Raw genomic sequence first — 23,675 nt, 5'->3', positions numbered from 1 at the left:
ACTGAGACTTCTTTAGTTTGGCAGGTGTAAAGCAATGTACGAGATCTATGAGGGAAATGGGCAACGATGGGGATAGATTTATTTTTTTCTGGCTGAATATTTGGCGTGCTTTTGATGCTTTGGGGGCGCGTTTTTACGGTTCACGAACAGTCCATGCCACGCAAAATGGACGCCTCCACGGCGCCTGTTCTCTTTTATTCCGCTGCTTGAGCTCGTAAGCGTCGCCCGATCACATCCATCAAGTCACAGCCATCGCGCAACTGGATGGGCATTAATTTGGAGAATTCCGACAAGGGCGCTTGCCGCGACTTCAGAATCATAGTTAAGCGCACTGTGGAAATGATACTGATCAACGAGGCGGTGCTTCGCTTTCGAAAGGATTTTACGACGAAGGGGCGTCTTCGCAAGCTAGTAGGTATCACGACTGCCGATTGCGATTTGATAGATCACCTTATGGGTCGTTATTCAGTGTATGAGTACTCCCACGCATAGGAGCTACCGAGCGTACCACCAGAGTTAGACGAGCTCGAAAAGAATATTCAATCGTTAACAGATTGGATAACTCATTTCCAGAATCGGGCTGCTTAGATTCAACAACAGGTCACCGTCTGAACAAGTCCCAATGACTTCGAATGTGACGGCTTCAACATTTATAATCTGCGACCGCGAAGCTCAAGAGTAGCCGCTCAGAAAAACTTTTACGGGCGCCTCACTGAGTAACTTATGCTTAACCGAGTGACCTCTTATGGCCGGTAGCAGTCATAGCGAAGGATGGATGCTGGTTCACCTGTTAAATATGAACCTAAGTCTCTCATTGAGATGCCGTTTGGCCGCATTTCACCTGGCAGGCTGAACAACTTGCCTCGTTGCTGGGTGCCTGCATTATGGGCAAGGGGGACGATGCAAGTGTTCAGAGACTGAGTGTTGCTCGGTACAAAAACAGTACACTGGCGGTACAGTGACTAGCTTTTGATGATTTCTAAAAGCTTCGCTCAAGGCCAGTAACGACGCTGCTTTCAGTTTATTTTACTTACACTAAGCTACTAACGGTTTTACTGGCCTTGAGGCGTTTCTAGGTCACTCATAATCCTTTGGTCCACGGTTCGAGTTCGTGTGGGCCCACCACCTTCAAAGCCGCGCTCTGCGCGGCTTTTTCGTTTATACCTCTGCGCTTTAGCTTCAACCCGCACCACCCAGCCACTTTCCCTGAACCTTTCCCATCCCCATCCAGTCGGCTTTAGAACCGTCGCGTTTCGCGGCGCCGGCACAGGATGCGTGTTATGCGAGACCGCACCAGCAGGATCGCCACTTCACCGCTGCACGTCGAACAGCTCTGGCAGCGTTACCAGCGTGTACGTACTGCCAGTGAGCGGCTTTGCGAGCCGCTGGAGGCCGAGGATCATGTGATCCAGAGCATGCCGGACGTGAGCCCGCCGAAGTGGCATCTGGCGCATGTCACCTGGTTCTTCGAGGCCTTCGTGCTGCAGCCCTTCCTGCCGGGCTATCGCCCGCTGGACGAGCGCTACGACCATCTTTTCAACTCCTACTACAAGACCCACGGCACGCCCTTCGAGCGGGCGCGGCGAGGGTTGTTGTCGCGGCCGACGGTGAGCGAGATGTACGCCTATCGCAGCCATGTCGATCTGGCCATGGAGCAGCTGTTCAGCCAGCACGGTGCTGAGTTGCCCGACGAAGTGTTGCAGCGCATCGAGCTGGGGCTGGAGCACGAGCAGCAGCATCAGGAGCTGCTGTTGATGGATATCAAGCACATCCTGGCGCAGAACCCGCTGCGGCCTGTTTACCGGCATGACCTCAAGCCGGGCGGCGCGGCAGCCAGCGAACTGCGCTGGATCGAGTTTCCCGCCGGGCTGCGCCAGGTCGGTTTTAGCGGCGAGGGCTTTGCCTTCGATTGCGAGCGGCCGCAGCACCGGGTGTTCGCCGAGGCCTTTCAGCTAGCCAACCGACCGGTGAGCAATGGCGAGTATCTGGAGTTCATCCGTGATGGCGGTTACCGCAGCACCGCCCTGTGGCTGGCGGACGGTTGGGATCATATCCAGCGCGCCGGCTGGCAGGCGCCGCTGTACTGGCAGCGAGAGGGCGACGACTGGTTGGAGCTGACCCTCGGCGGGCCGCGTGAGCTGGATCTGGCTGCGCCGGTCTGCCACCTCAGTTATTTCGAGGCCGAGGCCTTCGCCACCTGGGCCCAGGCGCGATTGCCGCGCGAGGAAGAGTGGGAAATCGCCGCCCAGGATGAGCCTGTGTGGGGCAACTTCGTCGAGAACGATCACCTGCAGCCGGTGGCGGCGGGGCAGGGCGATGGCCTGCAGCAGCTGTATGGCGATGTGTGGGAGTGGACCGCCAGCGCCTACCGGCCGTACCCCGGCTTTCGCCCATTGGGCGGCAGCCTGGGTGAGTACAACGGCAAGTTCATGTCGGGCCAGATGGTATTGCGCGGCGGTAGCTGCGCCACGCCGGAAGACCATGTTCGGCCCACCTATCGCAACTTCTTCTACCCCACCATGCGCTGGCAGTTTTCCGGCCTGCGCCTGGCCAAGGAGCTCTGAGCATGGCACTGGCAATCCGTACCCACGAACAACCCCAGAACGTCGAACAGCAGGCGCTGCGTGACGAGGCCCTGCGCGGCTTCGCGGCCAGCCCGAAGGCGATGTCGCCGAAGTTCTTCTACGATCACCGCGGCTCGCAACTGTTCGAGCTGATCTGCCAGCAGCCGGAGTACTACCCGACGCGCACGGAGGAAACCATCCTGCGCCTGGCCGCGGACGCTATCGCCGAGCTGGCCGGGCGTAACGCCAGCCTGGTGGAGCTGGGCAGTGGCGCCAGCCGCAAGATTCGCCTGCTGCTAGAAGCCCTGCGCCCGGCGCGCTACCTGGGCATCGATATCTCCCGCGAGTTTCTCGATATCTGCACGCGCCGGCTCGCCGCCGACTACCGCTGGCTGGACGTGCACGCGTTGTGCGCCGATTTCAGCCAACCGCTGAAGTTGCCCGCCGAGGCACTGGGGCAACGGCCGCTGGCGTTCTTTCCGGGCTCGAGCATCGGCAATTTCGACCCCATCGAGGCGCGCGCCTTTCTGCGTAATCTGCACCAGGCGCTGCCGGCCGGCAGTGGCTTGCTGATCGGCGTGGATCTGGTCAAGGACCGCCAGGTGCTGGAGCGTGCCTACAACGATGCGGCCGGGGTCACCGCGCTGTTCAACCTCAACCTGCTCGAGCGCATCCGCACCGAACTGGACAGCGACATCGACCCGCAGCGCTTCGAGCATCGGGCCTTCTACAACGAGCAGGCCTCGCGCATCGAGATGCACCTGGTCAGCCGCCAGAAGCAGCAGGTGCGCATCGAAGACCGGGTGTTCGATTTCGCTGCCGGCGAAACTCTGCACACCGAGAATTCCTACAAGTACACGCCTGGCACCTTCCGGGCGTTGGCAAGTGAGTGCGGCTTCGCCTCGGTGGCCATGTGGCGCGACCCCGCGCAGCTGTTCAGCGTGCATTTTCTGCGGCGCGAGTGAGGGGCGCGGCGGTCGGAAATCTCGGCAACGATTGCGCGGCGTTGGTGTCTGTAAGCATCGGCACGGCGGGCCTGATTACCTTCAGGCGCCGCGCCGACTGCACTTACCCTCGAAAAGGATGCCAACTTTGCAACGCTTGCTAACCCTCGTCACCCTGTCCGCCCTGATCTCCGCTTGTGGGCAAAACGCGCCATCGGAGTCGGAAATTTCCAAAACGCTGGCCGACAGCATTTCCCGCAAAGGCTGCGCCACCTCGACGCTGTTCAAGAGCTTCCCGATTGCGCCCGACATGGCCAGCAAAAACGGGGCGATCACCCGGCCGTTCGAAACCATCGGTTTCATCGCGCAGGGCGCCGATGGCTACCAGCTCACCGAGAAGGGCCAGGCTAAGTACGATGCCGAGCGCTCCGGCTTCTGCTACACGGACAGCTACCAGATCAGCGACATCAAGGTCATCGGCGAAGAGGCCGAGGGCGACCTGCCGCCGGCGCTCTCCGGTGCCTGGACCGTGAGTTTCACCGTGGCCCCGGCCAGCGTCGATGAGTGGGTCAAGAACCCGGACATCATCAAGGCGGCGAGCCGCGCGTCGCTTGAGAAAATTGTCGAACCGCAATCCTTCAACGTGCGCGTGGCCAGGGAGAAGGGTAAGGACGAACTGATCGTCGCCGACCCGAGCTTCAGCTTCAGACCGGGCATTCATTTCAACATGGGCTGGTAACGCGGCAATCTTGCCAGCCACGCGTGGGATTAGCGTGGCTTGGCAGCGGGCGCCGAGGGCATTCGTCAGTGCCGTCGGCGCTGCGCTCGCGGCGAACATTCCGTCGCATCATCGCTTCAGTCTGTGAACCAGTGCTGGCACGCGCGGGTGGATGACCTTAGTCTGAGCCCATGACCCACACGCCTCCCAACCTCGAACGATCCGCGCAAGAACGCATCATCGTCGCCGATGATCATCCGGTGTTCCGCGAGGGGCTGAGCCGCATCACGCAGCGGGTGTTCCCCCACGCCTGCATTCTCGAAGCCGGCGACATGGACGAGGTGCTGGCCCTGGCCGTTGCCGGTGTGCCGCCCAGCCTGTTCATGCTCGACCTGCTGTTCCCCGGGCAATCGCCGCAGGCCATTGGCGCGTTGCGGCAGCGCTTCACGCGCAGCTCCATCGTGATCGTGTCGATGGTCGACAACCGTGAGTTGATCGACGAGGTAATGGCGGCCGGTGCCGATGGCTTTATCGGCAAGGCGACGCCGCCCGACGAGATCGCCGAGGCGCTGCAGGCGGTGCGCGACGGCGATTTCGTGCTGACCCTGGGGCCTGCCGGGGTGCCGGCCTTCGCCGAGGCGCGGCACCTGCTGGAGCAGCTCACCCCGCGGCAGCAGGACGTGCTGCGCCTACTGGTGCGCGGCCTGGCCAACAAGGAGATTGCCCGTGAGCTGGATATCTCGCCCTTTACCGTGCGCATCCATGTTTCAGCGCTGATGCGTACGCTGGATGTGAGCAGCCGCGCGGCTGCAGCGGCGATGGGCGCCAAGGCCGGGCTGCGCTAGGCTCTCTACGGAAAGTGCCTGCGCTCGGTGATGCTGCGTTGAAATGTCTCTCAGAATGCTCATTTACAACACGTAAACTGCGCTTCTTCGAGCCATTTCGCCTTGCCTGACCTTCGCTCGGCAACTTTCCGTACGGAGCCTAGGCCGCTTAGGCCACTTGGGCCTTGAGCTTCAGCGCCACCAGCAACGAGCGCAGTTCGGCCGGTTGCACGGGTTTGGAGAGAATCGGGATCGCGTCTTCGCCCACTGCTTCCTGCACGCGGCGCACGTCGTGGCCGGTCATGATGATGGCCGGTACCTGGCGGGCGGCGAGGGCCCGCACGTGGGCGATGCAGTCGGCGCCGGAGGCTTCCAGGCCAAGGTCGAAGTCTGTCACCACCAGGTCGATATCCGCCGCCACGTCGGGTAGTGAGGTGTAGGTGTCGACCACGCAGCCCCATTTCTTCAGCAGGGTGGCGGTGGCCAGCAGCACGTTCTGGTCATCCTCGATCAGGCACACACGCAGGCCGTTCAGCACGCTCGGCGCCTGTGGCCTCGCCAGTGGTGCCGCCTGCCGGGCGGGTGCACTGACCAGTTGCAGGCCGTCGATGGCCGCCAGGGTGCCTTTGCCTTCCACCGAGCGGATGCGCACCTGCAGGTTCATCAGCTTGCCCAGCCGGCGCACGATGGTCAGCCCCAGGCCCATGCCTTCCACGTCGCTGTCGCGGGCCTGCCGCACGCGGTAGAACTCCTCGAAGATGTTTTCCAGGTGGGCCTCGGCGATGCCGCGGCCCCTGTCGTAAAGCTCGATGGAGAGATGCGCACCGCGTTGACGGCAGCCGATCAGCATGGGCTGGCCGGGGGCGTACTTGAGGGCGTTGGAGAGCAGGTTCTGCAGCATGGTGGTCAGCAGGCCCTGATCGGCCTGCACATGCACGTCCGGGCAGTGCAGGCGGATCTCCACACCGGCCCAGCGCGCCGCCTCAAGGTTCTGCTGGATCAGCTGGCGCAGCAGGCCTTGTAGGGGCAGGGGCTCCATGTGCGCGACGACCTTGCCGCTGTCCAGCGAGTACATGTCCAGAATCGTACGGAACAGCCGGGCAACGCTGTTCAGGGACTTGTCGATGTTCTCCACCAGACGGTGCTGCTCGCCGTCCAGGCGGCTGTCGCGCAGGCAGGCGGTGAACAGGCTGATGGAGTGGATGGGCTGGCGCAGGTCGTGGCTGGCCTGGGCGAGGAATTGCGACTTGGCGCGGTTGGCGGCCTGCTCGGCCTCGGCCGCCAGGCGCGAGCGCTTGAGCAGAGCGTGCATGTAGGCCGGCACCATCAGGGTGGTGAGCAGCAAGGTGACGATCAGGTAAGGCTGCGACTGCCAGTAGGCCGAGATGCTGGCAATGATCAGCAGCGACAGGGTGGCCAGCACGGTTGCCAGCAGCAGGTAGCTGGAGCCGTAGCGCAGGCCGTAGCCCACGGTGACCCAGATCAGGATGGCGTACACCGGCAGCATCGGTTCGCCGCCGATAGCGATCGTCAGGGTGATGCAGGTGTAGTCGCTGAGCATGGTCAGCACACGGCGCACCGGGTGGTTGCCGGGGCGCCGGCGGATGTCGATCCACAGGGCCAGGGACGCGGCCAGGAAGAGGAACTCGAGCAGCAGGATCCAACCGGCCAGCGCGGGGTCTATGGCCGAGCGCAGGTGCATCAGCAGGGTGTAGCCGATGGCGATCGGCGCGATGATCAGGCGCACCACCGCCTGGGCGCGTTCGACATCGTATTGTGGAGATGCGGTGGCCAGCATGACGGTTTCCCTGTGCGCTAACGCGGATATCCGCCCACCATAGGCCGCCGCCGCTCGGTGGTGCAAGGCGCGCGTGGGGTACAAAGTGCCTCTAGCACACCCGTACTATTCCGCCGCGCAGGCACGCTTCCTAGAATCCCCGCCATCGCTTCGGCACCAGGCCGGAGCCCAGTGATCGAGGGAACAGACATGAGTATCAAAGGAACGCTTGGGGCTCTGCTTTTTGTCCCGGTACTGGCCACACTCGCCGGGTGCCTGCCGCAGAACACGCAAAGCCAGGGGCTGCACAGCTCCCAGGTGGCCAATGGCGCCGCACCGTGCACGCCGAGCACCTCCGACAGCCTGATCTCCACGGGCCGCAGCCTGCTGAGCATCGCCAACTCCGTGCTGGAAACCCAGCAGAGCATGCAGGGCAACTCCACGACCTATGCCCAGCGTATGGATGCCGCCGAGAAGGCTCAGCGCGTCAACCAGGGCAACGACGTGCTCAACAACGTCGAAAGCATGACCGCCGGCCTGGGCGCAGGTTCGCCTTGCACCGCGGCAGTTGCACCGGCCGCGGCATCGCGTTGATGGAAGCGGCCTAGCCGCGCAACCCCGTTGGAAAGACCCGCCGAAAAAACCGCGCCATTGCGCGGTTTTTTCGTTGCGGCCGACATTCGTCCCGGGTCGGGGCTTCTACGCGAGGGCGGTTAGCGCGGCTTTTGTGGGAGCGCCGCCCCGGCGCGAAGCGATGGTTGGTACGCAGGGATAGTGCGACGTGGCCGCCATTCGCCCCGGGTCGGGGCTTCTACGCGGGAGCGGGTGTAGCCGCTTTTTGTGGGAGCGTCGCCCCCGGCGCGAAGCGATGGTTGGCGCGCAGGGATGTTGCGGTGTAGCTGCCATTCGCCCCAGGTCGGGGCTCCTACGTGGGTGTGGGTGTCGCAGTTGCTTCTGTGGGAGCGTTGCCCCCGGCGCGAAGCGATGGTCGGCGCGCAGGGATGTTGCGGTGTGGCTGCCATTCGCCCCGGGTCGGGGCTCCTACGCGGGAGTGGGTGTCGCAGCTGCTTCTGTGGGAGCGTCGCCCCCGGCGCGAAGCGATGGTTGGCGCGCAGGGATGTTGCGGTGAAGCTGCCATTCGCCCCGGGTCGGGGCTCCTACGCGATAGTGGGTGTCGTATTTGCTTTTGTGGGAGCGGCGCCAGCACATTTTCCCGCAGGCAAGAAAAAGCCCGGCATCAGCCGGGCTCCTCATTGCTGCGCTGACGCTTACTTGCCGTAGACCGGCAGCTTGGCGCAGATGGCCTTGACCTTCTCGCGAACGGCGTCGATCACCGCTTCGTTGTTCAGGTCGGCGAGGATGTCGCAGATCCAGCCGGCCAGTTCGCGGCACTCGGTTTCCTTGAAACCGCGGGTGGTGACGGCCGGGGTGCCGAAACGCAGGCCCGAGGTGACGAACGGCGAGCGCGGGTCGTTCGGGACCGAGTTCTTGTTGACGGTGATGTAGGCCTTGCCCAGAGCAGCGTCGGCGTCCTTACCGGAGATTTCCTGCTTGATCAGCGAGAGCAGGAACAGGTGGTTCTGGGTGCCGCCGGACACCACGTCGAAGCCGCGCTCGATGAACACTTCGGCCATGGCCTGGGCGTTCTTCACCACTTGCTGCTGATAAGCCTTGAACTCGGGCTGCAGGGCTTCCTTGAAGCAGATTGCCTTGGCGGCGATGACGTGCTCCAGCGGGCCGCCCTGGGCACCCGGGAAAACGGCGGAGTTCAGCTTCTTCTCGATGTCGGCGTTGGCGCGGGCGAGGATCAGGCCGCCGCGCGGGCCGCGCAGGGTCTTGTGGGTGGTGGTGGTGACCACGTCGGCGAACGGCACCGGGTTGGGGTACACGCCAGCGGCAACCAGGCCGGCCACGTGGGCCATGTCGACGAACAGGTAAGCACCAACCTTGTCGGCGATGGCGCGGAAGCGCGGGAAGTCCAGCACCTGGGAATAGGCGGAGAAACCGGCGACGATCATCTTCGGCTTGTGCTCGACGGCCAGGCGCTCGACTTCGTCGTAGTCGATCAGGCCGTTGGCGTCGATGCCGTACTGGATGGCGTTGTACAGCTTGCCGGAGGAGGAAACGCTGGCGCCGTGGGTCAGGTGGCCGCCGTGGGCCAGGCTCATGCCCAGGATGGTGTCACCGGCGCTCAGCAGGGCCAGGTAGACGGCGGCGTTGGCTTGCGAACCGGCGTGTGGCTGAACGTTGGCGTAATCGGCGCCGAACAGTTCCTTGGCGCGGTCGATGGCCAGTTGCTCGACCACGTCGACGTACTCGCAGCCACCGTAGTAGCGCTTGCCCGGGTAGCCTTCGGCGTATTTGTTGGTCAGCACGCTGCCCTGAGCTTCCATCACCGCTGGGCTGGTGTAGTTTTCCGAGGCGATCAGCTCGATGTGCTCTTCCTGGCGCAGAGCTTCTTGCTGCATGGCTTCGAAGAGCTCGGCGTCGTACTTGGCAATGGTCAAATCACGGCTGAACATGGCAATCCCCTGAAAGTCAGCTGGGCGGAAGAAATAGGGTGCGGATTCTACCGCATCCGAGCTGGCCAGGCATATGAAGCGTGATCATGACCGGGACAAGTGGCGCTCAAGACGCGCCGCGCTTACTCGAGCATGAACAGGCTGCGCCCGCAGAACTGCGCCTCGAAGCGATGGGCGGGCATCGGCCGGCCCAGCAGGTAGCCCTGCACCTCGTCGCAGTCGTGGGTGCGCAGAAAGTCGAGCTGTTCCTGGGTTTCAACGCCCTCGGCGATCACCGACATGTTCAGGCTGTGGGCCATGGCGATGATGGCGCGGGCGATCTGCCCGTCCTGCTCGCCCTGGGGCAGGCCGTCGACGAAGCTGCGGTCGATCTTCAGCACGTCGATGGGGAACTGCTTGAGGTAGTTGAGCGACGAGTAGCCGGTGCCGAAGTCGTCGATGGCGATGCACAGGCCCAGGTTCTTGAGGTCCGTGAGGGTCTGTAGCGCGGCGCCGACGTCCTGCATGAGGATGCTTTCGGTCAGCTCCAGCTCCAGGCACGCAGCCGGGATGCGGCTGTCGATCAGGATGCGTTCGATGCGCTGGCGCAGGTCGCCGTCGCTGAACTGACGGGCCGAGAGGTTCACCGACACCTTGGGCACGCGGATCTTGTTGTGGTGCCAGATGTTCAACTGGCGGCAGGCCTCGGCCAGCACCCAGTCGCCGACCTGCACCACCAGGCCGAGTTCTTCGAGCACCGGGATGAACGCATCGGGCGCCACCAGGCCGCGCTTGGGATGTTGCCAGCGCAGCAGCGCCTCGACGCCGGTCAGGCGCTTGCCGTTGCCGGAGAACTGCGGCTGGTAGTGGAGCAGGAATTGGCCCTGTTCCAGCGCGTGGCGCAGGTCGCCTTCGAGCTCCAGGCGCTCCAGGGCGCTGGCGTTCATATCCGCCTGGTAGAACTGGAAGTTGTTCTTGCCGCGCTCCTTGGCGTGGTACATGGCGGTGTCGGCGTTCTTCATCAGCTGGCTCGGCTCGTTGCCGTCCTGCGGGCCGAGGGCGATGCCGATGCTGGCGGTGACGAAGAACTCGCGGCCTTCGAGCACGAAGGCCTGGGCCAGGCTGGCGAGAATCTGCTCGGCGACGTGGATGGCGCGGTGCAGGGCCGCATCGCGGCTGGCGCTGGAGTGCAGCAGCAGGGTGAACTCGTCGCCGCCCATGCGCGCCACGGTGTCGTCTTCGCCCACGCAGGCGGCCAGGCGCACGGCCACGTCCTTGAGCATGCGGTCGCCAGCGGCGTGGCCGAGGGAGTCGTTGATCGGCTTGAAGCGGTCGAGGTCGAGGAACATCAGCACCACCCACTCTCGGTGCCGCTCGGCGTGCTGCAGGGCGGTGTGCAGGCGATCCTGGAACAGTGTGCGGTTGGGCAGCTGGGTCAGGGCGTCGTAGTAGGCCAGGCGATGGATGCGCTGCTCGCTGGCCTTGCGCTCGCTGATGTCGCTGAAAAAGCACACGTAGCTGACCAGGTCGCCTTCCTCGTCGTGCACGGCGGTAATGCCGACCCACGCCGGGAAGTTTTCGCCGTCGCGGCGCTTGAGCCAGATTTCGCCTTCCCAGGTGCCGCGCTGGTGCAACTGGTTGAGCACGTAATGCAGGTGCGTGCTCTGCTGGCTGTCGGCGGTGAGCATGCCTGGCAATTGGTCGAGCACCTGCTCGGCGCTGTAGCCGCTGACCCGGCTGAAGGCATTGTTGACCTGCACGATGTAGCCCGCCGGGTCGGTGACCAGGATCGCCGCCGTGGAGTGCTCGAACACCGTGGCGGCCATGCGCAGGTCTTTCTCGGCACGGCGCTGCTGGGCCACGTCGCGGCCCACGCCGAGCAGGCCTTCGAACTTGCCGTTGTCGTCCCACATCGGCACCAGGCGCAGTTCTACGGGAATCTTGCGGCCGTCGGCACGCAGGAAGTCGAGGATGAACAGCTGCGGGGTGAGGGTCTGGCGCAACTCGTGCATTTGCTGGTGCACGCCCAGGGCGCCTCGGATGCGTTCGAGCAGGGCGTACACCGCGGCGAGTTGCTGGGGGTTGGTGGCCAGGCTGCCGAAGCCGTGGGCCTGCACCCAGGCCGGCGGATAGCCCAGCACGGTCTGCACCGAGGGGCTGACGTAGTTGAGGTTCAACTGGCTGTCGGTGGAGAAGATCACATCGCTGATGCTCTCGGCGAGCATGCGGTAGCGGTGCTCGTTCTCGCGCAGCGATTCGTTGCGGGCGATCTGCTCGGTGATATCCCTGGCCACGCTGATCAGGCGGCTCACCCAGCCATTGGCGTCGCGCGCCAGGGCCTGTTCGGTGATGCTGAACCAGCGCCAGGAGCCGTCACGATGACGCACGCGCAGCTGCGACTCGAGCAGCACGCCGTTGCCCAGCACGCGCTGCTGGTTGCGCACGCGCTGGTGCAGGTCGTGGTCGTCGGGGTGGACGATCAGCTTCCACCAGTCGTCGCCCTTGCCGCGTACGGAATTGTCGTCATAGCCCAGGCGGCTGGCGAAGTCGTGGTTGCTGAACAGCAGCGTGCGGGTAGGCAGGTCGGTGACGTACAGGGTGTCCGGCACCGCACGCACTACCTCGGACCAGAAACGCTCACGTTCGACCAGCGACAGCTCCATGCGCTTGCGGCTGGTGATATCGCTGATGCTCAGGGCGACCGCGTGCAGGTCCTCGGGGCTTTCCGGCAGGCGCATCACCAGCCACAGGTGGCGGGTGATGCCGTTGGCGCCTTCGATGTGGCTTTCCAGTTCCAGGTGGCCGCCGCCATCGAGCAGGGCCGCGCTGAGCTGGGCGCGGAAGCCGTCGGCGCGCACCGCGCCGCGGTCGATCAGCTGCTCCCAGGCCTGTTCGGTGGTGCTCACGCCGAGCAGGCGCAGGGCGATCTGGTTGGTTTCGGTGAAGCGCATATGCTGCAGCAGCTCACCATGACGCTGCGGGTTGGCGTCCAGCCAGGGTTTCAGTTCGGCGCCGCTGTTCAGGCCCTGCTCGCGCAGGAAGTGATAGAGGCTGGCCAGGTCGAGCACGCACAGCGCCGTGCCGGTGCCGTCGAAGATGTCCTGATAGCGGCGACGGGTTTCCTGCAGCACGCGGGTCGCCTGCTGCTGCTCGGTGACGTCGCGCAGCACCCAGACGAAACCCAGCTGGCGGGAGGCGTCGCGCAGGTCGCTGCGGGTGATGGTGAACAGGCGGGTCTGGCCATTCTGGCGGATTTCCACCACGTCCGGGCCCTGGTCGCTGTGAAAGGCCGTGGCGTGCAGCAGCAGCGGGTCGAGGCCTGGCAGCAGTTCGAGCAGGTGCCACTGGCGGGCGTGCTGGGTGGTCAGGCCGAACATCGCTTCGGCCTGGGGGTTGAGGTAGGTCAGGCGGCCGGTCGCGTCGGTCACCAGTACCCGCTCCTCGATGGCGCTCAAGGCGCTGGCGGCCTGATGCAGCGAACGCCGCGAGGCGGCGTTGAGGGCGTGCAACTGGCCCTGTTCACGCACCAGGCGGTAAAGGGCGAACAGGGTGAGCAGGCTGCACAGGGTGAACAGCAGGATCTTGCCGAGCATCTCCGGCAGCACCTGGGCCTGCACCTTGCTTTCATCGAGCATCGCGCGCAGTTGCCAGTCGGAGCCGGGCAGATCCTGCAGCACGATGGTCTGCGCCTGGTTGGCCGCGGTGACCGACGGGTAATTGCGCTCCTCGGCGCTGACGCCGCGCGAGTCGGCGATCACCCGCTGGTTGGTGGCGTCCTCGAGTTGCCAGGAAACGTCTTGCTGGGGCGCCTTGAGCAGCCAGCCGCCAAGGGCGCTGGCATCGAGTTGCAGCGCCCAGTAGCCGTCGTCGACGCGCAGCAGCAGGTCGAGATGGCCGCCATCGATCGGGTCGAATACGTAGTAATAGCTGTGCTTGCTGCTGCGGCCGATCAACTCGGCGAGCAGCGCCTGTTCGGCCTGCGCCAGGCTGCTGCCCGGCCGCGGCTGCCCGCTGGCATCCAGATGGGCGAGGTCCCGCAGGGTCGGGAAAACCACGCGCAGGTTGTCCAGGTAGCGTTGCTGCTGGTCGACGGAATCCAGCGGCTCGCGGGTGGCGTGCAGCACCGCTGAGCCGGCGTTGGCCATCGAGGCCATGCTCAGGCTCAGTTGCTTGGCCAGTTGTTCGCTGACCGCCAGGTTGAGGGCGCGCTGGTCGTCCTTCAACTGGCGGAACTCGAATTGCAGTTGCCAGAACAGCAGCACCAGCAACCCGAGCACCAGTACGACCAGCGCGCCCTTGAGGGAACGACGCATGGGAATGATCGTGGTATCGCGCTGAGGGCGAATGGTTTCGGCGGCTGACACGTGATGACGTCCTGCAACGGCGGGGTCGAGTAGGCAGGTGGTGCTGCGATGATAAGGGTGTCCAGGGCGTCCGCTTCCCAGGGCGGCTAGCATGCCACAAATGTGGCGAAGTGCCAGCCCGGGCGACGAATGTCATGCGTCGCCGGCTCTTCCTAGTCGCGGGCAGATCGCCGAAAATGCCCGGTCACCGCTGTACCGTCATCCGGGCAGGTCATCTCTATTATGTCCGGGCGTGCGGTACGGCCTGGCGCGCCAACTGGCGCGGCATTTATCCGTTTGCGTGAGGCGGCGTCTTGGCATAGGGTGCGCGCCATCGTCGCCATTTATTAGTGAGGTCTGAATTTTGGCTCAATACGTCTACACCATGCATCGGCTGAGCAAGGTCGTGCCGCCGAAGCGCGAGATCCTCAAGAACATCTCCCTGTCGTTCTTCCCCGGCGCCAAGATCGGTGTACTGGGCCTCAACGGCGCCGGTAAATCGACCCTACTGCGTATCATGGCGGGCGTGGACAAGGAATTCGACGGTGAAGCCCGGCCGATGCCGGACATCAACGTCGGCTACCTGCCCCAGGAGCCGAAGCTGGACCCGACCAAGACCGTGCGCGAAGTGGTCGAGGAAGCCGTCAGCGTCGTGAAGGACGCCCAGGCGCGCCTCGACGAAGTCTACGCCGCCTACGCCGAGCCGGATGCCGACTTCGACAAGCTGGCCGCTGAGCAGGCCAAGCTGGAAGCCATTCTGCAGGCCAGCGACGGCCACAACCTGGAGCGTCAGCTGGAAGTCGCCGCCGATGCCCTGCGCCTGCCAGCCTGGGATGCGAAGATCGAGCACCTGTCCGGTGGCGAGAAGCGCCGCGTGGCGCTGTGCCGCCTGCTGCTGTCGGCCCCCGACATGCTGCTGCTCGACGAGCCGACCAACCACCTGGACGCCGACTCGGTGGCCTGGCTGGAGCGCTTCCTGCACGACTTCCCGGGCACCGTGGTGGCGATCACCCACGACCGTTACTTCCTCGACAACGTCGCCGGCTGGATCCTGGAACTCGACCGCGGCGCGGGCATTCCGTACGAAGGCAACTATTCCGGCTGGCTGGAAGCGAAGTCCGACCGTCTCGCCCAGGAATCCAAGCAGCAGTCCGCCCACGAGAAGGCCATGAAGGAAGAGCTGGAGTGGGTGCGCAAAGGCGCCAAGGCCCGCCAGTCGAAATCCAAGGCTCGTCTGCAGCGCTTCGAGGAAATGCAGTCCCAGGAATTCCAGAAACGCGCCGAGACCAACGAGATCTACATCCCGGCCGGCGCGCGTCTGGGTGACAAGGTCATCGAGTTCAAGAACGTCACCAAGGGCTACGGTGACCGCGTACTGGTCGAAGACCTGTCGTTCAGCGTACCCAAGGGCGCCATCGTCGGCGTGATCGGCGGTAACGGTGCAGGTAAGTCGACCCTGTTCCGCATGCTGATGGGCAAGGAACAGCCGGATTCGGGCAGCATCGAGATCGGTGAAACCGTGCAGCTGGCCTGCGTCGACCAGAGCCGCGAAGACCTGGACGGCAGCAAGACCGTCTGGGAAGCGGTGTCCGACGGCCTGGACATGATCAAGATCGGCAACTACGAAGTCCCGTCCCGCGGTTACGTGGGCCGCTTCAACTTCAAGGGCGCCGACCAGCAGAAGTTCGTCAAGGACCTCTCCGGTGGTGAACGTGGCCGCCTGCACCTGGCCCTGACCCTGAAGGAGGGCGCCAACGTCCTGCTGCTCGACGAACCGTCCAACGACCTCGACGTGGAAACCCTGCGCTCGCTGGAAGACGCGCTGCTGGACTTCCCCGGCGCCGCTATCGTGATCTCTCACGATCGCTGGTTCCTGGACCGCGTGGCGACCCACATCCTCTCCTACGAGGACGACGGCGTGCTGTTCTTCGAAGGCAACTACACCGAGTACGAAGCCGACCGCAAGAAACGCCTCGGCGACGCCGCCGCCCAGCCACACCGTGTACGGCACAAGAAGCTGGCGCAGTAAGCGCTGTCGTAGAAAACGGAGCCTCAGGGCTCCGTTTTTTTATGGCTGCGTTTTTTGGGGTGTTTTCGAATTCCTTTCGTTTCGATGACTGCAAAGCGGCGGGAGCGGCCGTTATCCGATCCATTGTGGGAGCCGCGACCTCGCGGCGAATCGCTCAGGCACCGCCGAAATAGGCAGTCAGGCTGCAATCGTTTCGCCCCGAGGTCGGGGCTCCCACAGATTGGTTTGAGTGTCTGCTTCTGCCTTGTAGTTGCCGCTTCATGCGCAGATAAGACTTTGAACAGGCTTTGAGAACTTGGCCCGTTTTTGTGGGAGCCGCGACCTCGCGGCGAATGAGTCAGGCACCGCCGATAGGCAGTCAGGCTGCAATCGTTTCGCCCCGAGGTCGGGGCTCCCACAGGTTGGTTTGAGTGGCCGCTCTTGCTGCCGATCCGTGAGATACGTGTTCGCCAGTGCACAACGATCGCGATCAGGTCTCAGGCCCTACCACCAACTTCTACCCGCAACGCCTTGCCCGCCGGCGTGCAATGAACCGCCACCGGGCAGAAGGCTTCGATCACCTGGATATTGCTCTGCAGATGCTCGCTCAGATGCGTTGTGGTGAAGCTGCCGCTGCCGGCTAGCGCCATCGGTAGCAGCAACTGGTCGGCCAGGTGCTCGGCCACCGCCGCGCCGCTGGTCAGCCACTGGCGCAGCGGTTCGATGGCACGGTCGGCCACTGCCTCGGCGCGAACGCCGTTCTGGCCGAAGGCGCAGAACTGCTCGGTGAGCTGCTCGCAGGCCACCGTGAGGGTCAGGATGTTGCCTGGGCCGTGCTCCTGGTCCAGCCAGGTGCAGTGCAGGTCGGCGTCCGGCCACTGCAGGCGCTTGCCGACGCGGGCCAGCTCGCGCTCGCCCACGTGGCCGGGAATGCCAGCCAGCAGAACGTCGGCGCGTTGTTCGAGCACCTCGCCCCGCTCGGGCAGGTGCAGGGGCATCAGCGGCGACGGCTGGATGAACGCTTCCAGCGCGCCGCCACCGGCCGGCACGAAGCCATGGCGATGCAGCTGCAACTCGACCCGGCCACCCATACGCCGTAGCAGCGGCAGCCAGGCCCGGTCGAGGAAGTCGAACGGCGGCGCGGCCGGGTTGTGGGTGCCGCCGCGGATCTGCACGCGGCTTGGCTCGGCGGCCTGCAGCAAGGCCGGCAGAACGGTTTGCAGCACCAGGGTGCAGCTACCCGCCGAGCCGATGGCGAAACGGTAGTCTCCGCCGCGGATCGGGCCGGGGCGAAACACCAGGCTGGTGGCATGCAGCTTGGCGCCCTCAACCTCGGCACCGCTGATTTCGGCAGCGGCGAGCACGGCGGTCAGGTGCTGACGCAGCAGGCCCGGGCGACTACGCCTGGCGCGAATGTTGATGATGCGAAACGGTGTGCCGGTGATCATCGACAGGCTCAGTGCCGTCCGCAGCACCTGCCCGCCGCCGATGACGCCGTCGAGTTCGAGAATATCCTTGTTCATGGTGAATCCTTTGATCTTGATCGTTCCCACGCTCCGCGTGGGAATTCCTACCGGGTCGCGCCGCGTCCCGCTCAGCGGTGGACTGGATCGAACAGGCGATACCCGGAGTATCGCCTCGCTCATCTGGGCTACAAATGCGGCTCAGGCGTAGCGACCCACCATTTCTCGCAGGTAGACGTCGAGCAGCCCGCTGTCCGCCTGGGTACGCGGCAACGCCGGCACCGGCCGCTCCAGCTGCGCCTCGATGAAAGCGTGCAGGGCAGGGCGGCGCGGGCCGTAGGCGGACTCGTCGGCGCTACGCTTGAGGGTCAGCAGCTCGTCCACTTCGGTCAGCAGCGCCGAGTCGTCCACCGTCTGCAGCAGATCGGCGAAGGTCATCGGCGGCCGGCCACGGCCCTGGTCGATCCACAGCACGGCGAGCAGCGGGCGCAGTACGTAGAAGTATTTCTTGAGGCGCACCGTCTCGTCCTGCAGGTAGCCGCGGAAATTCTTTCTGGCCATCGACACGTAGTGATTGCGCGCCGCTGGCGGGCTGTAGAAATGCTCGGCCAGCTCGCGCAGGCGCGCCGTGGCTTGATCTTCCTGACGGTACACCAGGGGCGAGTCGAGCCATTCGAGCAGCGTCGGGTTGGATTTGCGCAGCAGGCCGAGGGTCTTGCGCAGCTCCCAGCCGCTGACGTCCAGCTCGTCGTCCAGCGGGCGCTCGATCACGTCGCGACCAGCATCCACCTGAACGAACCAGTCCGGTTTTTCCACGTAGACGAAGCGCACGTCGTAGTCGCTGTCCGTCGAGGCGAAACCCCAGGCGCGGCTGCCGGATTCGCAGGCATACAGCACCTTGACGTTGCGTTCGCGCTCGACCCGTTCGAGTTCAGCCAGCACCCGCGCGCGCATGGCGTCGCTGAGGGGGTGGCGTTGTTGCATGTCCATGTTTTTCCATCCTTGTTCAGTCTGTCGCGCTGGCGGCCAGCGCGGACAATGTCCGACGTCGCGGGTTGTATAACGTGAGGCACCAGATGCCCCACCATTCCTTGCCGTCGTCGAAATAGTCGCTCCAGGTGCTGCGCTGCGGCTCTCTGTCTGCATCGCCGACCCAATCGAACACCTGCAGCGGTTCATCGGGATACAGCCGCAGCATTTGTAGCCACTCGCGAAAGTCCGCCACCTGCAACTGAGTGCCGTAGGGCGGGTCGCGGAAGTTGCGGCACAGCGAACCCTCCTCGCTGGCCAGCTCCCGATTGGCATCGGCCGTGAGCGGCTGTGGGCGGGCCTGAGCTAGATCCGCCGTCGGTTCGGGCCAGCGGTAGTTCGCGTAACGGGCATCCTGAGCGATCAGCTTCTGTTGCCAGACCCGGGCGCGTGCCTGGATGGCCTCGAACAGCAACTCCAGGGCCTGCCGATGCTCCGCCTCGCCAGGTGTGGCGGTCGTGTCGAGCGTGGTCACCACGAAATCGAACACGCAGCCCGCCTCTTCCAGGCGGGTGCGCAGTTCGTCGAGTCGCTGGCTTTGCATCGGTTGCAGCATGGCCTCACCTCATCCCGTTATTCGCATGCCTCGAGCAGGCGGTTGTTTCACGTCAGGCGCGTCACGCAACCTGGCGGCAGGGCGCCGCTGTCCTGCAATTCGCTAACCCGGGCAAGCAACCTGCGCCGTTCGGCTGGCGCTGTGGTCGGGTCGACCATCAGGTATTGCTGCTGGCACCAGTTGACGATCCACACCAGCCAGTAGTCGCGCTGCTGGATATCGCTATCCAGGCGACGCAGCAGGTAGGCCAGTTGTTGCCAGCGTGGTCGCAGCGCCATCAGGGCGGCGCGGCGGTGGTCAGGCAGGCTCTGCCAGTCACGATCCAGGCGGCCGTCGAGCTCAGCTTGCAATGCATCCCAGGGCTGGCAGCTCAGACGTTCGCAGGCTTTGGCGAAAACCTTGTCGGCTGGATCGTCCAGCATCACCAACTGCTCGCTCAGGTGCTCGTCGCCGAGACTCGGCAGCGCCGCCAGGCGCACGCTGGCCATGGGCGAGCGTAGCGCAGCAGCGCGCCAGCGCTCATTCAGGCTGACCTGCAGTTCGCTGGCCAGACCAAGCACGCCCAGCCATTCGCGCTTGGACTTTGGCAGGGCTGCGTCCAGTCGATTAGTCAGCACCTCACCGGCATCAAGCTGCCAGCTTGGCGCCGCCCAGCGGGCCAGGCTGCGCACCGCCGGCGAGGCGTCCAGCAGGGCGCCGCGCAGCATCTCGCGTGGGTCGTCGAGCAGGCTCAGCAATGCGTGAAGGGCCTTGACCCGCACGCTGGCACCGGGCGTGGCCAGTGCGTGCTGCAACAGCGGTACCGCCTGTTCCGCGGGCAGCTTCTGGCAGGCCGAAACCGCCATCTGGCGTACCGTCATCTCGCGATGTACCAGTGCCTTGCCTAGCAGGCTAACGGGCTCGTCGCTTGCCTCGAGCAGCAGGTCGAACAGGAACCGCGCACTTTTGCCGTGATGCACGACGAATGCCGCCAGCACTGTATCGCGCACCTCGGCGCCCTGCAGTACCGTGCGGGCTAGCGCCAGTGTCTCTGTGTGGTCGGCGCGCTGGCGCTCAGCAAGCGCCATCAGCGGTTGCAGGGCATACAGTAAAGCCGGTGCATGCTCGGTTATGAGGTAGCGCCGTACGCCTGCATCGGCCAACTGGCGTACCTGGTGCACCCAATCGTTGACTCGTTCGAGCAGAGCGGCCAGGGCTTTTGGTGAAGGCAGCTCACTCAGTTCACGCACCGCCACCTCGCGCACGAAACCGTTGCCATGACGGCTCAGCGTGAGCCAGTCGCCTTCGCCCTTACAGCCAGCGAGGGCTTGCAATGCTTCGTGATGGCGACGGTCTTCCCAGTAGTCGCCGGAGACCGGGCGGTTTTTCAATCGCCGCAGCCATTCTTTCAGGTATTTCATAATCGCTATCCTTTAACGCACACCACCTGTCGCAGGGTGTGCACCACTTCCACCAGCTCGCGCTGGGCGTCCATTACATGGTCGATGTCCTTGTAGGCCATCGGGATTTCGTCGATCACGTCGGCGTCCTTGCGGCATTCGACGTGGGCCGTGGCCTTGATCTGGTCTGCCACGGTGAACAGCTTCTTGGCCTTGGTGCGGCTCATGGTGCGGCCCGCGCCGTGGCTGCAGGAGCAGAACGCCTCCTCGTTACCCAGGCCGCGCACGATGAAACTCTTGGCGCCCATGGAGCCAGGGATGATGCCCAGCTCGCCTTTCTTCGCCGACACCGCGCCTTTACGGGTTACCAGCACCTCTTCACCGAAGTGACGTTCCTTCTGCACGTAGTTGTGGTGGCAGTTCACCGCTTCCAGCGCCACCTCGAACGGCTTGGCGATCACCCCGCGGGCCGCCGTGATCACCGCGTGCATCATCAGCGCGCGGTTCTGCTTGGCGAAGTCCTGGGCCCAGCCCACCGCTTCCACGTAGTCGGCGAAATGCTGGCTGCCTTCCTCGAAGTAGGCCAGGTCACGGTCCGGCAGGTTGGCGATGTGCTGGCGCATATCGGCCTGGGCCAGTTCGATGAACAGGTTGCCGATGGCGTTACCCACGCCGCGCGATCCGCTGTGCAGCATGAACCAGACCCGATTCGCTTCGTCCAGGCACACCTCGACGAAGTGGTTGCCGGTTCCCAGGGTTCCCAGGTGCTTGCGGTTGTTGGTCTTCTCCAGCCGTGGGTACTTGTCGGTGATCGCCTTGAAGCGCTCGCTCAGCGCCGACCAGGCATGGTCAGCCATCTCCGGCACGTTTTCCCAGGCGCCCCGGTCGCGGCCTCCCCGGGTATTGCTACGCCCGTGGGGTACCGCCTTCTCGATGGCGGCGCGCAGGCCGGCCAGGTTGTCCGGCAGGTCGTGGGCCATCAGCGAGGTGCGCGCGGCGATCATCCCGCAACCGATGTCCACCCCGACCGCTGCCGGGATGATCGCGCCGACCGTGGGAATCACGCTGCCGATGGTCGAACCCTTACCCAGGTGCACGTCCGGCATCACGGCCAGGTGCTTGAAGATGAAGGGCATCTTTGCGGTGTTCATCAGCTGCTGCTTGGCGTCTTCCTCGACCGGAACGCCTTGCGTCCACAGTTTGATCGGCTTGCCGCCCGCGACTTCCAGCAGGCTGTAAGTTTTCTCGCTCATATCGTCATGCTCCTGTTTGCGTTATGGCCCGGTCGGCGTCGGGGCGTTCCCGGCCATCGCGAATCCTTTTGTTCAATCGACAGGCCCGGCAGCGTACTGCCGTGGAAAATACCTGCCCTTTACACACTTCGTACCACCAGCGCTGCTGAGTTGCCGTCCAGATCTGTTCAGCGCCGCAATCGCGGCAGGTGAACGGCAGGTCCTGGTACCAACCGCGCTGGACGAAAAGCGGTTCGTCATAGCTGTTGTAAGTCGCCAGGCTGGGGCGGTAGACCGCAATGCTGCCGGGTGGCGGCATCTGGCATGCAGGCCAGTTGGCCGATGCGGCCTGGCACAGCTTGCGTTTTGCGCGTGCCTCGCGGATTTCCCGGCGGCGTTGTTTGTTGCTTTTCACGGCGTCCTCTCCTGCGCTGCGCGGGTTCTTTCCAGGCCTGGCCGAGCGCTCCGTTATTGCTGATTCAGCTTTTGCGAGCCTGGGGGCATCAGCGATTAGCTCAGGATGGATATAGCGATAGACGTGCCAGTTTTTTAAGAGGTGGCTGTTTATTCTTTAAGCTATTGATATTTATGTATTTTTATCTGTGAAAAGATTCTCATGAAGTGATCGAGGACTAGTTTTTTCTGATGTTTTGGATATTCTGATATCAGGATTTATCTCTATGGATAAACTATGAGAGTAAAGAAAACTGTCGCCATCGGCTTCATCGGCGCCACCCTGGATCGGGTCGGCAAGGGCGCCAATCGCTGGAACAAATGGCGCCCGAGTATCGGCCTGTGCCAGCAGGCGGATTTGCTGATCGATCGCCTGGAACTGATTCACGGCGTCGATGCGCGCGACATCAGCCTGGCCGATCGCATTCGCGCCGACATCGAGCAGATCTCCCCGGAAACCGAGGTGCGCCTGCAACCGATGCACCTGCGCAACCCCTGGGATTTCGAAGAGGTGTATGGCGCGCTGCATGACTTCACCAGCGGCTATGCCTTCGATACCGAGCGCGAGGACTACCTGGTGCACATCACCACCGGTACCCACGTGGCGCAGATCTGCTGGTTCCTGCTCACCGAGGCGCGCTACCTGCCGGCGCGGTTGGTACAGACCTCGCCGGCGCGCAAGCGTGATGAACAGGCGCAGGTCACCGGTACCCATGCGCTGATCGACCTCGACCTGTCGCGGTACGACCGTATTGCCACGCGTTTCCAGCACGAGCGGCTGGAAGGGTTGGCGTTTCTCAAGTCGGGCATCGCCACGCGCAACGCGGCGTTCAACCGCTCCATCGAGCAGATCGAGCGGGTCGCCGTGCGCTCCTCGGCACCGATGCTGCTGATCGGCCCGACCGGTGCCGGCAAGTCGTTTCTGGCCCGGCGCGTCTACGAGCTCAAACGTAGTCGCCATCTGGTCGATGGCCGCTTCGTCGAGGTCAACTGCGCGACCCTGCGCGGTGACGGTGCCATGTCGGCGTTGTTCGGGCACATCAAGGGCGCCTTCACCGGTGCCCAGAACGCCCGCGATGGCCTGCTGCGCGCCGCCGATGGCGGCATGTTGTTTCTCGACGAGATCGGCGAACTGGGCCTGGACGAGCAGGCCATGCTGCTCAAGGCCGTCGAGGAAAAACGCTTCTTTCCCATGGGCGCGGACAAGGAGGTGAGCAGCGATTTCCTGCTGATCGCCGGCACCCATCGCGACTTGCGCGCACGGGTCGCCGAAGGGCTGTTTCGTGAAGACCTCTATGCGCGCATCAATCTGTGGACTTTCGAGCTGCCGGGGCTGGCCGGGCGCCGCGAAGACATCGAGCCGAACATCGACTTCGAGCTCGAGCGCCATGCGCGCGAACAGGGGCGAATGGTGCGCTTCAACCTGGAGGCGCGGCGCCGCTACCTGGCCTTCGCCAGCTCCGGCGAAGCCGCCTGGCAGGGCAACTTCCGCGAGCTGTCGGCCTCGATCACGCGCATGGCGACCCTGGCCGACAGCGGCCGCATCGACGAGGCCCAGGTACAGGAAGAGATCGAGCGGCTGCGGCGTGCCTGGGGCGTTCTGGGCGCGGAGGATGACCTGTCGACTCTGCTGGGCGAGGCCGCAGGTGATACCGACCTGTTCGACCGTCTGCAATTGCAGGCGGTGATCGATATCTGTCGGCAGACAGGTAGCCTGTCAGAGGCTGGCAGGCGTTTGTTCGATATCAGCCGTCAGGCCAAGGCGCAGCCCAACGATGCGGATCGCCTGCGCAAGTACCTGGCGCGCTTCGGCTTGAGCTGGCAGTCCATCCGGGAGGAGTGATTTTATGGTGCGCGATGAGGCTGATTTGGTGCGTTGTTTTG

At 64.1% G+C, this 23,675-nt stretch carries 16 protein-coding genes; 7 read left to right on the top strand and 9 right to left on the bottom strand.

The window, feature by feature from the left end; genetic code table 11:
• The first annotated feature begins 1,280 nt into the window (after nt 1–1,280).
• The 4 genes from egtB to BVH01_RS04955 all read left to right on the top strand — a co-directional run bounded on the left by egtB (nt 1,281) and on the right by BVH01_RS04955 (nt 5,071).
• A complete protein-coding gene (gene egtB, locus BVH01_RS04970) occupies nt 1,281–2,564 on the top strand; it encodes an ergothioneine biosynthesis protein EgtB (protein WP_075929275.1) in 1,284 nt (427 codons plus the stop codon).
• 2 nt (nt 2,565–2,566) lie between these two features.
• Nucleotides 2,567–3,529, top strand: a complete 963-nt coding sequence (gene egtD, locus BVH01_RS04965) for an L-histidine N(alpha)-methyltransferase (RefSeq protein ID WP_075929273.1) — start codon at nt 2,567–2,569, stop codon at nt 3,527–3,529.
• 127 nt (nt 3,530–3,656) lie between these two features.
• Nucleotides 3,657–4,247: an acyltransferase gene (locus BVH01_RS04960; protein ID WP_075929271.1), complete on the top strand. Its 591-nt coding sequence runs from the start codon at nt 3,657–3,659 to the stop codon at nt 4,245–4,247.
• Nucleotides 4,248–4,417: 170 nt separating this feature from the next.
• The gene (locus tag BVH01_RS04955; RefSeq protein ID WP_075929270.1) at nt 4,418–5,071 is read left to right on the top strand and encodes a response regulator transcription factor; all 654 of its coding nucleotides are present in this window, start codon (nt 4,418–4,420) and stop codon (nt 5,069–5,071) included.
• A 148-nt stretch (nt 5,072–5,219) separates the two neighbouring features.
• Here the strand turns inward: BVH01_RS04955 and BVH01_RS04950 are convergent, their stop codons facing one another.
• Nucleotides 5,220–6,848 carry a hybrid sensor histidine kinase/response regulator gene (locus tag BVH01_RS04950; RefSeq protein ID WP_075929269.1) on the bottom strand — a complete coding sequence of 543 codons (1,629 nt, stop codon included), beginning with the start codon at nt 6,846–6,848 and terminating at the stop codon, nt 5,220–5,222.
• Nucleotides 6,849–7,037: 189 nt separating this feature from the next.
• Here BVH01_RS04950 and BVH01_RS04945 point away from each other — a divergent pair, with 189 nt between their 5' ends.
• On the top strand, nt 7,038–7,421 hold the full coding sequence (locus tag BVH01_RS04945) for a hypothetical protein (RefSeq protein ID WP_075929268.1): 384 nt from the start codon (nt 7,038–7,040) through the stop codon (nt 7,419–7,421).
• A gap of 674 nt (nt 7,422–8,095) precedes the next feature.
• On the opposite strand, the gene glyA is transcribed toward BVH01_RS04945, so the two are convergent.
• Nucleotides 8,096–9,349 carry a serine hydroxymethyltransferase gene (gene glyA, locus BVH01_RS04940; RefSeq protein ID WP_075929267.1) on the bottom strand — a complete coding sequence of 418 codons (1,254 nt, stop codon included), beginning with the start codon at nt 9,347–9,349 and terminating at the stop codon, nt 8,096–8,098.
• 122 nt (nt 9,350–9,471) lie between these two features.
• Nucleotides 9,472–13,641 carry an EAL domain-containing protein gene (locus BVH01_RS04935; RefSeq protein WP_075929312.1) on the bottom strand — a complete coding sequence of 1,390 codons (4,170 nt, stop codon included), beginning with the start codon at nt 13,639–13,641 and terminating at the stop codon, nt 9,472–9,474.
• Nucleotides 13,642–14,035: 394 nt separating this feature from the next.
• Here BVH01_RS04935 and ettA point away from each other — a divergent pair, with 394 nt between their 5' ends.
• On the top strand, nt 14,036–15,700 hold the full coding sequence (gene ettA, locus BVH01_RS04930) for an energy-dependent translational throttle protein EttA (RefSeq protein ID WP_075929266.1): 1,665 nt from the start codon (nt 14,036–14,038) through the stop codon (nt 15,698–15,700).
• 476 nt (nt 15,701–16,176) lie between these two features.
• On the opposite strand, the gene rtcA is transcribed toward ettA, so the two are convergent.
• From rtcA to BVH01_RS04900, 6 genes are all read right to left on the bottom strand, one after another.
• On the bottom strand, nt 16,177–17,202 hold the full coding sequence (rtcA, locus tag BVH01_RS04925; RefSeq protein ID WP_075929265.1) for an RNA 3'-terminal phosphate cyclase: 1,026 nt from the start codon (nt 17,200–17,202) through the stop codon (nt 16,177–16,179).
• 141 nt (nt 17,203–17,343) lie between these two features.
• Entirely contained in the window at nt 17,344–18,132 is a 789-nt protein-coding gene (locus BVH01_RS04920; protein ID WP_075929264.1) for a nucleotidyltransferase domain-containing protein, read from the bottom strand.
• Between the two features lie 16 nt (nt 18,133–18,148).
• Nucleotides 18,149–18,727, bottom strand: a complete 579-nt coding sequence (locus tag BVH01_RS04915; protein ID WP_075929263.1) for a hypothetical protein — start codon at nt 18,725–18,727, stop codon at nt 18,149–18,151.
• A gap of 47 nt (nt 18,728–18,774) precedes the next feature.
• Nucleotides 18,775–20,127 carry a HEAT repeat domain-containing protein gene (locus tag BVH01_RS04910; protein WP_083659427.1) on the bottom strand — a complete coding sequence of 451 codons (1,353 nt, stop codon included), beginning with the start codon at nt 20,125–20,127 and terminating at the stop codon, nt 18,775–18,777.
• A 5-nt stretch (nt 20,128–20,132) separates the two neighbouring features.
• The gene (locus BVH01_RS04905) at nt 20,133–21,359 is read right to left on the bottom strand and encodes an RtcB family protein (RefSeq protein ID WP_075929262.1); all 1,227 of its coding nucleotides are present in this window, start codon (nt 21,357–21,359) and stop codon (nt 20,133–20,135) included.
• A 4-nt stretch (nt 21,360–21,363) separates the two neighbouring features.
• Nucleotides 21,364–21,753, bottom strand: coding sequence for a zinc-ribbon domain-containing protein (locus tag BVH01_RS04900; RefSeq protein WP_075929261.1), 390 nt, complete (start codon nt 21,751–21,753; stop codon nt 21,364–21,366).
• Between the two features lie 276 nt (nt 21,754–22,029).
• Here BVH01_RS04900 and rtcR point away from each other — a divergent pair, with 276 nt between their 5' ends.
• Nucleotides 22,030–23,634 (top strand): RNA repair transcriptional activator RtcR, encoded by a 1,605-nt coding sequence (gene rtcR / locus BVH01_RS04895; protein ID WP_075929260.1) that lies wholly within the window; start codon nt 22,030–22,032, stop codon nt 23,632–23,634.
• The last annotated feature ends 41 nt before the right edge of the window (nt 23,635–23,675 follow it).

This window comes from Pseudomonas sp. PA1(2017) (genome assembly GCF_001945375.1).
In the GTDB taxonomy this organism is placed as follows: Bacteria; Pseudomonadota; Gammaproteobacteria; order Pseudomonadales; family Pseudomonadaceae; genus Aquipseudomonas.
This window is presented reverse-complemented; position numbering and strand designations above follow the sequence as displayed.

What these genes read in the sequence shown, in the direction of transcription:
- BVH01_RS04905 (WP_075929262.1), bottom strand. Translation starts at nt 21,359, where the DNA reads ATGAGCGAGAAAACTTACAGCCTGCTGGAAGTCGCGGGCGGCAAGCCG.
- egtB (WP_075929275.1), top strand. Translation starts at nt 1,281, where the DNA reads ATGCGAGACCGCACCAGCAGGATCGCCACTTCACCGCTGCACGTCGAA.
- BVH01_RS04915 (WP_075929263.1), bottom strand. Translation starts at nt 18,727, where the DNA reads ATGCTGCAACCGATGCAAAGCCAGCGACTCGACGAACTGCGCACCCGC.
- BVH01_RS04920 (WP_075929264.1), bottom strand. Translation starts at nt 18,132, where the DNA reads ATGGACATGCAACAACGCCACCCCCTCAGCGACGCCATGCGCGCGCGG.
- BVH01_RS04950 (WP_075929269.1), bottom strand. Translation starts at nt 6,848, where the DNA reads ATGCTGGCCACCGCATCTCCACAATACGATGTCGAACGCGCCCAGGCG.
- rtcA (WP_075929265.1), bottom strand. Translation starts at nt 17,202, where the DNA reads ATGAACAAGGATATTCTCGAACTCGACGGCGTCATCGGCGGCGGGCAG.
- BVH01_RS04935 (WP_075929312.1), bottom strand. Translation starts at nt 13,641, where the DNA reads ATGCGTCGTTCCCTCAAGGGCGCGCTGGTCGTACTGGTGCTCGGGTTG.
- rtcR (WP_075929260.1), top strand. Translation starts at nt 22,030, where the DNA reads ATGAGAGTAAAGAAAACTGTCGCCATCGGCTTCATCGGCGCCACCCTG.
- glyA (WP_075929267.1), bottom strand. Translation starts at nt 9,349, where the DNA reads ATGTTCAGCCGTGATTTGACCATTGCCAAGTACGACGCCGAGCTCTTC.
- egtD (WP_075929273.1), top strand. Translation starts at nt 2,567, where the DNA reads ATGGCACTGGCAATCCGTACCCACGAACAACCCCAGAACGTCGAACAG.
- BVH01_RS04910 (WP_083659427.1), bottom strand. Translation starts at nt 20,127, where the DNA reads ATGAAATACCTGAAAGAATGGCTGCGGCGATTGAAAAACCGCCCGGTC.
- BVH01_RS04955 (WP_075929270.1), top strand. Translation starts at nt 4,418, where the DNA reads ATGACCCACACGCCTCCCAACCTCGAACGATCCGCGCAAGAACGCATC.
- BVH01_RS04945 (WP_075929268.1), top strand. Translation starts at nt 7,038, where the DNA reads ATGAGTATCAAAGGAACGCTTGGGGCTCTGCTTTTTGTCCCGGTACTG.